Here is a 12,479-nt window from a genome sequence, read left to right on the forward strand (position 1 = left end):
CCGCCCCGGCTGCTCTTCCTCGGAGGTTCCCCTGAACACCGCATTCTCCGGACCGGTCCGTCCCACCCCCGGTGCCGTGTCCCCGTCGCGTCCCGCCGTCCTGGCCCGGGTCGAGGGCGGCTTCTGGGCCGAGCGGCGCCGGGTCAACGCCGAGGTGTCCCTCGCCGAGGGCCCGAAGCGGCTTGAGGCGGCCGGGAACCTCGCCAACTTCCGCGCCGCCGCGCTCCCGCACCCCCAGGGCGGACCCGAGACCCCCGGCTTCGCAGGCGACTTCCAGTTCCAGGACTCCGACGTCTACAAGTGGCTGGAGGCCGCGTGCTGGCAGCTGGCGGACACCCCGGACGAGGAACTCGCCGCCGAGGTCGAGACCGTCGTCGGGCTGATCGCCGCCGCCCAGCGGGAGGACGGCTATCTACAGACCTACTACCAGCTCGGCGGCGGCGAGCCGTGGACCGAACCGGGCTGGGGCCACGAGCTGTACTGCGCCGGGCACCTCATCCAGGCCGCCGTCGCCCACCACCGCGCCACCGGCTCCGACCGGCTCCTGCGGGTGGCGCGCCGGCTCGCCGACCACATCCACTCCGTCTTCGGCCCCGGCAAGCGGGCCGACTCGGTCTGCGGCCACCCCGAGGTGGAGACCGCGCTCGTCGAGCTGTACCGGACCACATCGGAACGGCGCTATCTGGACCTCGCCCGCCACTTGCTCGACCGGCGCGGTCACGGAACGCTGTCCTCCGGGGACGACCGCGGCCACGACCGCGATCCCGGCCCGGAGTTCTGGCAGGACCACGCCCCGGTCCGCGAGGCCACCGAGGTCGTCGGCCATGCCGTACGCCAGCTCTACCTGCTGGCCGGGGCCGCCGACCTGGCGGCCGAGACCGGCGACCCGGAACTGGGCGCGGCGGTACGGCGGTTGTGGCGGGACATGGCCGCGACAAAGACCTACCTCACCGGTGGCGTCGGCTCCCGGCACGACTGGGAGGCGTTCGGCGATGCCCACGAACTGCCCGCCGACCGCGCCTACGCCGAGACCTGCGCCGCCATCGCCTCGATCCACTTCTCCTGGCGCATGGCCCTGCTCACCGGCGAGGCCCGCTACTCCGACCTCGTCGAGCGCACCCTGTTCAACGGCTTCCTCGCCGGCACCGGCCTCGACGGACGGACCTGGCTGTACGTCAACCCGCTGCACCGGCGGGCCCGTTCGCACGAACGCCCCGGCGACCAGAGCGCGCACCGCACCCCCTGGTTCCGCTGCGCGTGCTGCCCGCCCAACGTGATGCGCCTGCTCGCGAGCCTGCCGCACTACTTCGCCACGACCGGCGACGACGGCCTGTACCTCCACCAGTACGCCACGGGCGTCTACGGCGGCGACGGCCTCGCCGTGCGGGTGGTGACCGACTACCCGTGGGACGGCACGGTGACGGTCACCGTCGAGGAGGCCGTCACCGCGTCGATGACCCTGGCGCTGCGCGTGCCCGAGTGGTGCGCGGAGTACTCGCTCGCCCTGAACGGCACCGCGCTTGAGGAGCGGGCGGACTCCGGCTGGCTGCGGGTCACCCGCGCCTTCGCCCCCGGCGACACCGTCCGGCTCGAACTCGCGATGCCGGCCCGGCTCACCGTCGCGGACCCGCGTGTCGACGCGGTCCGGGGCTGCGCCGCGATCGAGCGGGGGCCACTGGTCTACTGCCTGGAACAGACCGACCAGCCCGCAGGCCTGGACCCCGACGACGTCACGCTGGATCCGGGAGCGCCCCTGACCGTGCACGGACAGCCCCAACTCCTCGGCGGCATCAGCACGGTGAGCGCCGAGGGACGCGTGCTCGCCCCGGACGGTCCCACCGACCGGCCCTACCGGCCGCTTGCGTCCGAGGACACGCGGTCCGGCGAGAGCGTCGCCGTGACCGCGGTGCCGTACTACGCGTGGGCCAACCGTGAGGCAGGCGGCATGCGGGTCTGGTTGCCGCTGGCAGCCCCGCCCCGGTCGCCGTGACGGCCGGCTGTCCGACTGCCGCGCCGCACTGACCGGCGGCACGGTTCCCCGCGCTCCTTCCGGGGCGCGGGGAACCCTGGGTCACACAGCCCCGGTCGGTCCGAACGCCAGCAGCACCGCCGACCGCTCGGCCGGGAGAGTCACCCGCAGGGTGCGTTCCCGGCCGTTCCACGTGTACGCGGGCTGCGGTCCCGCCGTGAACAGGGCGCGTGGAGTGCCGTGTTCGGAGAGCCGAGGGAGCGGGACGGTCAGGGTGTCCGGGGCCCCGTCACGGCGCCACAGCGCGAGCAGCGTCGTACCGTCCTCACCGGTCAGGGCGAGGGCGATCCAGCCGTCGCGCCACCCGGGCAGGCCGAGCGGCCAGTGCGGCAGGGCGCTCGGCAGGAGATGCCGGTAGGACTTGTACGTCTCCACGGCCCGGCGCACGACGGCCGCCTGCGCGGGGTCCAGCAGGTCGGGGCGCCCGCTGAGGTGGACGCGGCCGAGCAGGGCCGAGACCATGACCGTCCCGAGTTCCGCCGCCTCGTGTTCGGGCAGCGGACACGCCCACATCGCGCCCTGCTCCGGGGTGACCGCGGTGGGCGCGGCGGCGGCTGTCGCGGGCAGCAGCCGGAAGTCCTGCTGGTCGGTGACCGAGTGGATCGGCAGCCGCGAGAGGATCGCGTGGTCGGTGCGGCTGCCGCCCGCCGCGCAGCTCTCCAGGACCAGGCCGGGGTGGCGGTCGAGGACCCCGTCCAGCCAGTCGAGGTAGGCACGGTTGTGGCCGAGCAGACCGTCGCCGGGGCTGTCGCCGCCGTCCGTACCGGCGCCGATGTCGATGTTGTGGTCGAGCTTCAGATACCCCACGCCGTAGTCCTCGACCAGTCGGTCCACCACGCCGTCGAGATGGGCGCGGGCGGCCGGGTGCCGCAGGTCGAGCTGGTGGCGCCCCCACTCCACGAGGCGTATGCCGTCGCGGCGGAAGAAGGCCTCGTCGGGCAGTGCGGTCGCGACGGGGCTGCGCACGCCCACCGCCTCCGGCTCCAGCCACAGCCCCGGCACCATCCCGGCCGCCCGGATCCGGTCCATGACCTCGCCGAGCCCGCCGGGAAACCGGGAGGCGGACTCCTCCCAGGCGCCGACCGCGTCCCACCAGCCGGGCACGCCCCCGGGACCGACCGTGCCGGGCGGCTCGTCGTCGTACCAGCCCGCGTCGACGCAGAACACCTCCGCGCCGGCCGCCCCGGCCGCGTCCACCAGGGGCAGCAGCGCCTTCGTACTGGGCTCGCCCATCAGGCAGTTCATGAAGTCGTTGAAGACCACCGGCAGGCCCACGTGGTCGGGATGCGCCCGGCGGGTACGGCGGCGGTGCAGGGTCAGAGCTGCGAGCGCGGCCTCGAAACCGCCTTCGGGCACCAGGGCGACGGAGGCCGGGACGGTACGGAAGGACTGCCCCGGTGCCAGCTTGCGCCGCCACTGGTGCTCCTGGTCGGTCGGGCCGGACAGCGCGAGATAGACGTCGTCGAAGCGGTCGCCGAGTTCGGCGTGCCAGGAGCCGTTGTGCTCGATCTGCCACAGCAGGGCCCGGCCGGTCGTGGGCTCCTCCAGGCAGCCCATCGGGAGGTGTTCGGAGGAGGACCAGGAGCCGGTGCTGGTCAGGGAGACGCGGTTCTTGGATCCCGTCTGGCCGAAGGCCACCATCCCGACGTCGTACAGTCCGCGCTCCGCGAGTGTGGTCCGGGACCAGCGGAACTCGCCGCTCCAGGGGTTGGCCGCCGTCCACAGGTACAGGCCTTCCTCCCAGCGGCGGCCCTCGGGAAGGCCGTGGGCGAGGTTGGAGAGCACGAAGGAGGAGACGTACTCCAGGACCACCGGCCGCCCGCCCGTGTTCTCGACGCACGCCTCGGTGCGCAGGACGGGGACGCCCTCGCGCACGGTGCAGACGGCCGTGACGCGCAGACCGCTCGCGTCGTCGGCCATCAGCACGCGCAGCGTCCGGGTGCCGTCGGCGCCGGTCGACTCCTCATGACCCGTGTGGCGCAGGGCGCGGGCGGCGGCGCCGTCCACATGGCGCTTGCCCGAGGTGCCGAGCCGCCCGCCACCCGTCGTCTGGACCTCGACCAGGGGGAGGGCGGCGCGTACGAGCCGGTCCACGGCCTCGGGATCGCGGGCGGGGTCGGGCAGCGCGGCGGCCTCGCCGGCCGCCAGCACCCGCACGGGTCCGGCCTCGTCGTAGGAGAGGAGCAGGGACAGTTCGGCGGTGCCCCAGCTGAGGAAGGTGATGGACACGGTGCACGACTCCATGGGGTGCGGGATGCGGGGCGGTAAACGATTACTGTATTTGCCACACTAGTAATCGCTTCGAAGGGGTCGCAAGGGCGCCGAATGCAGTAACGTCGCGGTGTGACAGTGAACGGGAACGACTCCGACGCGGGCGCCGAGCCCCGAACTGCCAAGCGCCGACGGAAGAAGGCCGCAGCTGGTGATCGCCCGAGCACCATCCGCGATGTCGCCGTACGGGCCGGTGTCTCGGTAGCAACCGTTTCCAGGACGCTGGCGGGCAATTACCCCGTCTCCACCGCGACCAGAGACCGGGTCATGGCCGCGGTGGAGGAGCTGCACTATGTGGTGAACGTCCACGCCAAGGCACTGTCCGGGAAGGTCGCGGGCCCCATCGCCCTGGTCCTGCGCGACATCACCGGGCCCTCGCTGGCGCATGTCGCCGCGGGCGTCGAGGAGGAGGCGGCGCTGCGCGGCCGGCTGAGCCTGGTCTGTGCCACCCACGGGGATCCGGGGCGCGAGGACGACCTGGTGCAGCTGATGCGCGAGCAGCACGCGGCGGCGGTCGTGCTGGTCGGCGGCACGGTGCAGGACGAGGACTACTTCCGGCGCATGGGCGAGTACGCGCGCGCCCTGGACGCCGCCGGATCGAGGCTGGTGCTGGTCGGCCGCCCGCCGCTGCCTGGGAACCTGCCCGTGACCGTCGTCGACTACGACAACCGCGGCGGCGCCTTCCAGGCCGCCGACCACGTCTTCGTCCAGGGCCACCGGCGCGCCCTCTTCCTCGGCGCCGACCCCCGGCTGAGCACGGGCATGCAGCGGCGGGAAGGCTACCTGCACGCCCTGCGCGCGCACGGACTGCCGTACGCCGAGGAACTCGACGTACCCGGTGACTACACCCGCGTCTCCGGCTATCAGCGCACACGGGACGCCCTCAAGGCGGGACTGGACTTCACGGCCGTCATCGCGGGCACCGACATGGTCGCCCTCGGGGCGCTCGCCGCCCTGCGCGACACCGGACTGGACGTCCCCTCCGACGTCTCGGTGGTCGGCTACGACGACGTCCCCTTCGCCGCGGACCTCGTCCCCTCCCTCACCTCGGTCCGGGTCCCGTACGAGGACCTCGGCCGTACGGCGGTGCGGCTCGCGCTGGGCAGCACGGAGCGCATCAGCGGCGACGACCACGTCGTGCTGAGCACCCAGCTCGTGATCCGCCAGTCGGTGCGCGCGCCGCGCTGACGGCCGGGCGCCCCGGACGCTTTTGCTTGAGTTAGGCAAGCTCCTGTTAGGGTTGGTGGTTCCTGTGCCACCACGAAGGGGCCTGCCATGCGAGTGAACCCCGGAGGGCAGCGGGCACTGTCCCGCAACGGCGGAGGAGACGTACTGATCGTCGGGCAGGACGTCCGGGAGACCGATCTGCTGACGACCACGCTGGAACTCGCCGGGTACACCGTCGCGGGCACGGCGGGAACCGGCTTCGAGGGGGTCGAGCGGGTTGTCCGGCGCCGGTTCGACCTGGTGATCTGGGACGCCATGCTGCCGGACCTGAAGGACATCGCCCGGGGCCGTCGCATCGCGGCCGAGGATCTTCCGCCGCTGCTCTATCTGATCACCTGCGACTATCTCCACTCGCTGCTGCCCGTGCTCGGCCGGGGGCGGGAGGACTACGTGATCAAACCCCTCAGGACCAACGAGGTGCTGGCCAGGGTCCAGGTCCTGCTGCGAGAGCGGAACACCGCGGCCGGTTCGGGAGAGGTCGGCGGCTACGGCGACCTGGTCCTGAGCGACGCGGACTGCCAGGCCTGGCGGGGCGCCAGGCCGCTGGGGCTGACCCCCGCTGAATACCGGCTGCTGCGCCACCTGATGGCCAACGCCGAGCGGGTGCTGTCGAAGGAGCAGATCAGCCGGTACGTCTGGGGCGAGTTCCGGGCCAACGAGGCGATCGAGAAGCTCGTCTCCCGCCTGCGGCACAAGGTCGACCAGGGGGAACCCACGCTGATCCACACGCGCCGGGGCTTCGGCTACTGGCTCGGGCACTCGCGGGGCTGAGGCACGCCGGATCACGGGATCACCGGATCTCTCGAACACCGGATCACCTGGCCGTCGAGGCCGGGGGAGTGACGGCCGTCACGTCCGGGAAATGTCCGGAAGGCGTCCGAGAGGTGTCAGCCGTACCCGTTTCCATGCGGGTACAGCGACCGTACGGCTCCTGGTCCTCGTCCGGCCCGGGAGTCCGACCGACCGGGAGACGCCATGGCCGGCACCCTCAAGCCCGCGGACCAGTTCCACATAGGGATCGTCGCGGAGGACTTCGACGCGACGAAACATCAGCTCTCGAAGCTCTTCGGGTTCGACTGGTGCGAGGACATGGGCGGGCCCGCCGAGGTCGCTCTGTCGGGAGGGAACTCGGTCGTCGACTTCCAGTGCGCCTACGCCCGGTCCTCGGGTACCGGAACCCGCCTGGAGATCGTCCGAAAGGTCCCGGGGACCCTGTGGGAGCCGACGCCCGGTTCCGGAATCCATCACCTCGGCTACTGGTCCGACGACGTCGCGGCGGACGTCGCCGACCTTGAACGGCACGGCTACGTGACCGAAGCGACCCGCGAGGCACCCGGCGGAGGGCTCTTCTTCGCGTTCCTCCGCAGCGCCGGCGCGACGGGCTTCCGTGTCGAACTGGTCAGCAGGGCCGTCCGGCCGTCGATGGAGCGGTGCTGGGTCTCATAGGGCCCGCTGGGGCCCGTGCTGGGGCCCTTGCCGCCAGGTCGCGGCCGAACACGAAGACCACCATTTCACCAAGGAGTTACGCATGACGACTGTAGGGATAGTCACCGGCGCGGGACGCGGTATGGGAGAGGCGTGCGCGCGACACCTCGTCGACGCGGTGGACGTGCTGCTGCTCGTCGACCGGGACGCGGACAGCGCGGAAGCCGTCGCGAAGCACCTCAACGGCGCGGTCGGCAGGGCGCACGCGGAGGCGTTCGGCCTCGACATCACCGACCGGGAGGGGCTGGCCCGGCTCGCCGAGCGCGTCGCCGAACTCGGCGAACTGCGTGCCGTCGCCCACGCGGCCGGGATATCGCCCACCATGGCCGACTGGCGTCGTGTCTTCGAGGTCGACCTCATCGGTACCGCGCTCCTGGCCGAGGCGTTGCGCCCCCTGGCCACCAAGAGCACCGCGCACGTGTACTTCTCCTCGATGTCCCACCTGCTCGCGGGCGTCGACCCCGATCCCGCCGTCGGCGCGATCCTGGACGAGCCGCTGCGGGAGGACTTCCTCGACCGGATCCGCGAGGCCGTCGGACCGGGCATCGAACAGTCCACGCTGGCCTACCCGTGGGCCAAGCACGGAGTGGCCCGCTTCGCGCGCAAGGAAGCGGTACGGCTGGGACCCGCCGGCGCGCGGGTGTGCGCGCTCGCGCCGGGCATCATCGACACCCCGCAGGGCCGCCAGGAAGCGGCCCAGCAGACGTCGATGCAGAAGCTCATCGACGTGACACCGCTCGGCCGCACCGGCGGCTCGGACGAGGTCGCCGCTGTCGTGGCGTTCATGCTCTCCGACGGAGCGAGCTTCCTCAACGGCGTCGAGATCCTGGTCGACGGCGGGGTCTACGCGGCCGTGCGGGACCGCTGACGGCAGGCCGCCCCGGCAGTCACGAGCGCGTGCCCAAGTGACTGCTGGGAGAGTTCCGCACCCGTCATGCTCCCGGCTCCGCTGCGTGCGCCGTCACGCTCCGCTGCACCGTCAGGCTCTCGACCCGGTAGGACAGTTCCGTGGTCTCGGGGTCGGGGCGGGGGTGGTAGAGGCCGGCGCAGACGGAGAGGTTGACGATGAGGTAGGCGTGCCAGGTCGATCCGACGCCCCGCCCGTCGGCGAAGACCCGCTGCCCGTTCAGTGTCCAGACGACGCTGCGTCGGCCGAAGGTGACTCCGAGGTCGATGACGGCGCCCGGACTCACCGCCGGGTGGTGCAGGTACATGTGGCTCTCGCGGACGTGATTGGTGAGTTCCAGCAGGTCGGGGTTGTCGGGGTGGTACTCGAAGACGTCGATCTCGTTGCCTCCGTCGCGCCAGGTCCAGATCGCCGGCCAGGCGCCCATGCCGGTGGGCAGCTGGACGCGGGCCTTGAGCCGGTCGCCGGTGCGGAGCGTGAAGGCCTCGTCGCTGCCCTCGGTGGTCAGCAGCCCGGTGTCCCAGGAGCCGTCGGTCCTGCGGGTGGCGCGGAAGGTCCCGGTGCGGGAGTAGGCCGGGTCGGGGGTGAGACGGTCGAGCTTGTTGTCGCCGGGGTTGGTCGGGCCGCCGTCCGGATAGGCCCAGGAATGTCCGGCCAGCCATTGGCGGGTGGAGGTGAAATCGGCCGTGAAGACGACATCGGTCACATACGGCTCCCTCGGTGCGGGACATGGCGTCGTGTGCCGCAGTGCTGCCCGGCCGCGCAGCCGGCCATGCGGCGGCCCTGCAAGCCGGGCGCTTCCTCGCACCTGCGGGTGACGCGCCCGGCGCGCGCGGCCGAACGCCTGCGTGGCACACGAACGAACTCTCCCGCCGCACGCCGGCAGCGTCGCTTCAGGAGATGCTGCCGAGCGACTCAGGACGGACCGGCCTCGCCGCGAGGCGGCAGACCGCCCGTGCGGTAGATGCCGTCGATGACTCCCATGGTCTCGACGGCGTCCCGGGCCGAGGTCAGCACCGGGTCGCCGTCGAGAACGGCCGCGGCGAAGGCCGACAACTGGCAGGCGTAGCTGGATGGTTGGCGTGCCACCCGCTCGTGCCGGGTGGTGGGGCGGTCCGGGCCGCTCGTGGTGCGGACCGTCAGCCGGTGGTGCAGCTGCGGCATCAGGAAGTTGGTGACCGTCAGTTCGCCTTGCGAACCGATTGCTCGGGCCCGGATCGACAGCACCCGGCGCGACCACATGGATGCGCGGAGCCGTCCGGTCGCCCCGCCGGGGAAGGCGAGTTCGGCTTCCATGGCGCGGTCGATACGAGGGTCCTTGCGCAGGGTGAGCAGGTGCGCGGCCGTCACTTCCGGGGTCGCTCCGCCCAGCAGCCGCGCGACGTGCACGGCGTAGCAGCCCGCGTCCATGGTGGCGCCGCCCGCCAGGCCGTAGTCGTAGCGGATGTCGTCGAAGCGGGGCAGCGGGAAGCACACCTCGGCCTCGATATGGCGCAGGGTTCCCAACTCCCCGCTCCGCACGATCTCCAGCAGTCGTGCGGACAGGGCGTGGTGCCGGTAGTGGAAGGCCTCCATCACGATCAGACCGGTGCGTGCGTGGGCGGCGTCGGCCGCCTCGGCGACCTGTTCGGCCTCGGCGCGATTGGCGGTGAACGGCTTCTCGCACAGGACGTGCTTGCCCGCGTCGAGGGCCTTGAGCGTCCAGTGCGCGTGCAGGGCGTTCGGCAACGGTATGTAGACGGCGTCGATCTGCGGATCGGTGAGCAGCGCTTCGTAGTCGGAGTGCACTACGGGAATGTCGTGTTTCCGCGCGAAGGCCTCGGCGCGTCCTCGGTCCCGGGCCGCGACCGCGGTCACCGTGACGCGTGGGTTCCGCCTCGCCGGCTTGATCAGTGCTGCCGGCGCGATGGTCGCCGCCCCGAGGAGGCCGATCCGGAGAGTGGTGGTCATGCGGGTGAGTGTGCCGTAGCGCGCGCACGGAACCGGCGGCGGTCCCCCTCGTACGACCATCACCGACGATCACGGTCCGGTGTGCCACCGCCGACCGTGCGCGAGGTCGTTAAAGTGATGTCTTATGGCGAGACCACCAGGACACGGCCCGGACTACGAGGTCAGACGGCAGGACATCATCGACAAGGCGGCGGCCCTGTTCGCGCGGAAGGGCTACGCCGCGACCGGCATCGTCGAGCTGGGGGCCGTGGTCGGACTGGCGAAGGGCGCCTTGTACTACTACATCGGCTCGAAGGAGAACCTTCTGGTCGAGATCCAGGACCGGGTCATGCGCCCCCTGCTGGCCTCCGCGCACCGCATCGCGGACGTGGAGGAGGACCCGGTCCTGAGACTGCGGATGCTGTCGCAGACACTGGTGGAGAACATCCTCGCCCGGCTCGATCACGTCTGGGTCTACGAGCACGACTACCGGAACCTGGACGGTGCCAACCTGGCGCGGCTGCTGAAGCAGCGCCAGGAGTTCGAGGACATCGTGCAGGGGCTGCTCGTGCTCGCGATGGAGGACGGTTCGTTCCGCGAGCAGGACCCGAGGCTGGCCACGCTCCAGTTCCTCAACATGCACAACCACACCTACCAGTGGGTCAAACTCGACGGCGAGTGGGACGCGGAGTCCCTCTCCCACGAGTACTGCACGACCCTCTTCCGCGGCTTCGCCGCCCCGGGCCGGCAGTTCGAGGCAGTGGAGGAGCGTATGCGCGAATTCCTCGCCAAGCGGGTGACGGCCCCGCCGGCCCCGCTGGAGACGTCCGCGGACTGAGGCGTCCCGTTCGACGAACGGGACGCCGTGCACGGGTGGTCAGCGGACGCGGATGAACAGGACGTCGTAACTGCTGTTCGTCGAACGGGTCTTGCTGTAGACGCCGTCGTTGGCACCGCCGTTGTCGGGGTTGCCCGTGTTGCCCTCGACGGTGGTGAAGCTGGAGCCGTTCACCGTGCGGACGAAGCCGATGTGCTCATTGCCGCCGGTGTAGTCGTTGCCCCCGTCCCAGTCGAAGGCCACGATGTCGCCGGGCTGGGGGCTGGTCGTCACCGAGAGGTGGTAGTTGCCGGCCCTGGCCTGCCTGACCCAGCCCACCACATAGGTGCTGCGGTAGGAGGAGGCGCCCGTCTGCTTGGCCACCCAGCTCACGAAGGTCGCGCACCAGGCGTAGCCGCTCGTGGACGAGGACATGCCCACAGCCGATCCGTAGCTGTTCGCCCGGGCGCTGCCCTCCTTCGTGCCGAGCTCCGCCTCGGCGACCGCGAGGATGTTGCTGTAGCCGCCGCCGGGCGGTGTCGTGGTGGGCGGGGTGACGGCGCCGTAGAGAGCGGCCTTGGTGTTCGTGCCGACCTGACCGTCGACCGACAGGCCCTTCTCGGACTGGAAGTCGCGCACCGCCGCGTCGGTCAGCGGACCGAAGTCGCCGTCCACGGCGAGATCCGCCCCGTGGTGGTTGAGCAGGCTCTGCAACTCGGTGACGCAGCCGCTCTTCTGGCCCTGCACGATGTTCGCGGGGCACGAACTGGAGGTGAGGTTGATCGGCGCGGGGGCGCCGTTGCCTCCGCCGCCGCTGATGTTGGAGTACAGCGCGGCCTTGGTGTTCGGTCCGACTTCGCCGTCCGCCGAGAGGTTCGCCGACGTCTGGAACGACTTCACCGCGGCCAGCGTCGCGGGGCCGAACTCGCCGTCGACCGCGATGTGTTGGCCCTTGCCGTTGAGCAGGGCCTGCAAGGTGGAGACGCAACCGCCGGTCTGGCCCTCGACGATGTTCGACGGGCAGGACGCCGAGCGCAGGTCCAGGCCCGTCGACCCCGACTCGTCCGTGTTGTACAGCGCGGTCTTGGTGTTCGTGCCGACCTGTCCGTCGACGGTGAGGCCGCGCGCGGACTGGAAGCTGCGGACCGCCGTGTACGTCTCCGTGCCGAACTCGCCATCGACCTCGACCGAGTAGCCGAAGTGCCGCAGCAGGCGCTGGAGTTCGGTGACGCAGCCGCTCTTCTGGCCCTGGATGACGTTCGCCGGGCAGGAGGAGGAGTTCAGGTTGATCGGCGCGGGCGCCGAGCCCCCGGTCGCGTACAGCTTGGACTTCGTCTGCGGGCCGACCAGACCGTCCACGGCGATGGCGGTGGCCGACTGGTACGTGCGCACCGCGTACAGCGTGTTGGCGCCGAACTCCCCGTCGACCACCAGGCCGGCGCCATGGGCGTTGAGCAGGTTCTGCAACTCGGTGACGCAGCCGCTCACTTGACCCTGTTGGATGGTGGTCGGGCAGGAGGACGAGGTCAGTTTGACGGGAGCCGGTGCCGCCGCCGCGGGCGTGGCGCCGAGCACGGTGCCGCCCGACAGCACGGCGAGGAAGGTGGCGGGGACGACGACTCTGGACCGCCACCGCTGTTTCCCGCCGCGCGGCCCCGCTCCGGCCCGGCGCTGCGGGACGGCCGCACTGTCAACAGGGGCATGACATATGTGTCTCATGGCTGCGAGGATCTCCTTCGACGGATCAGCGGAGGACTGCTTCTCGGTGGTCGACTGACCCGCGTCACACGCGCCCCCGGCACCACGGTGTCCGA

General features: G+C 71.5%; 10 protein-coding genes. 6 read left to right on the forward strand and 4 right to left on the reverse strand.

Features of this window, described 5'->3' with window-relative positions:
- The first annotated feature begins 31 nt into the window (after positions 1 to 31).
- Entirely contained in the window at positions 32 to 1,990 is a 1,959-nt protein-coding gene (locus ACIQPR_RS32975; RefSeq protein WP_403656461.1) for a glycoside hydrolase family 127 protein, read from the forward strand.
- A gap of 81 nt (positions 1,991 to 2,071) precedes the next feature.
- Here the strand turns inward: ACIQPR_RS32975 and ACIQPR_RS32980 are convergent, their stop codons facing one another.
- Positions 2,072 to 4,258, reverse strand: a complete 2,187-nt coding sequence (locus ACIQPR_RS32980) for a glycoside hydrolase family 36 protein (protein ID WP_403655709.1) — start codon at positions 4,256 to 4,258, stop codon at positions 2,072 to 2,074.
- A gap of 114 nt (positions 4,259 to 4,372) precedes the next feature.
- On the opposite strand from ACIQPR_RS32980, the gene ACIQPR_RS32985 reads away from it, so the two are divergent.
- From ACIQPR_RS32985 to ACIQPR_RS33000, 4 genes are all read left to right on the forward strand, one after another.
- Positions 4,373 to 5,488 carry a LacI family DNA-binding transcriptional regulator gene (locus ACIQPR_RS32985; protein ID WP_403655711.1) on the forward strand — a complete coding sequence of 372 codons (1,116 nt, stop codon included), beginning with the start codon at positions 4,373 to 4,375 and terminating at the stop codon, positions 5,486 to 5,488.
- A gap of 87 nt (positions 5,489 to 5,575) precedes the next feature.
- On the forward strand, positions 5,576 to 6,298 hold the full coding sequence (locus ACIQPR_RS32990) for a response regulator transcription factor (RefSeq protein WP_403655713.1): 723 nt from the start codon (positions 5,576 to 5,578) through the stop codon (positions 6,296 to 6,298).
- Between the two features lie 204 nt (positions 6,299 to 6,502).
- Positions 6,503 to 6,973, forward strand: a complete 471-nt coding sequence (locus tag ACIQPR_RS32995; RefSeq protein WP_403655715.1) for a VOC family protein — start codon at positions 6,503 to 6,505, stop codon at positions 6,971 to 6,973.
- Positions 6,974 to 7,055: 82 nt separating this feature from the next.
- Entirely contained in the window at positions 7,056 to 7,880 is an 825-nt protein-coding gene (locus tag ACIQPR_RS33000; RefSeq protein WP_403655717.1) for an SDR family oxidoreductase, read from the forward strand.
- A 64-nt stretch (positions 7,881 to 7,944) separates the two neighbouring features.
- Here the strand turns inward: ACIQPR_RS33000 and ACIQPR_RS33005 are convergent, their stop codons facing one another.
- Positions 7,945 to 8,625, reverse strand: a complete 681-nt coding sequence (locus ACIQPR_RS33005; RefSeq protein ID WP_403655719.1) for a beta-glucanase — start codon at positions 8,623 to 8,625, stop codon at positions 7,945 to 7,947.
- Positions 8,626 to 8,834: 209 nt separating this feature from the next.
- Positions 8,835 to 9,869 (reverse strand): Gfo/Idh/MocA family protein, encoded by a 1,035-nt coding sequence (locus ACIQPR_RS33010; protein ID WP_403655720.1) that lies wholly within the window; start codon positions 9,867 to 9,869, stop codon positions 8,835 to 8,837.
- A gap of 124 nt (positions 9,870 to 9,993) precedes the next feature.
- Between ACIQPR_RS33010 and ACIQPR_RS33015 the strand changes: the two genes are divergently transcribed.
- Positions 9,994 to 10,686, forward strand: a complete 693-nt coding sequence (locus ACIQPR_RS33015) for a TetR/AcrR family transcriptional regulator (protein WP_403655722.1) — start codon at positions 9,994 to 9,996, stop codon at positions 10,684 to 10,686.
- A 39-nt stretch (positions 10,687 to 10,725) separates the two neighbouring features.
- On the opposite strand, the gene ACIQPR_RS33020 is transcribed toward ACIQPR_RS33015, so the two are convergent.
- Entirely contained in the window at positions 10,726 to 12,384 is a 1,659-nt protein-coding gene (locus tag ACIQPR_RS33020) for a peptidoglycan-binding protein (protein WP_403655723.1), read from the reverse strand.
- Positions 12,385 to 12,479 lie beyond the last annotated feature (95 nt).

The sequence above is a fragment of the Streptomyces sp. NPDC091280 genome, assembly GCF_044768565.1.
GTDB lineage: Bacteria > Actinomycetota > Actinomycetes > Streptomycetales > Streptomycetaceae > Streptomyces.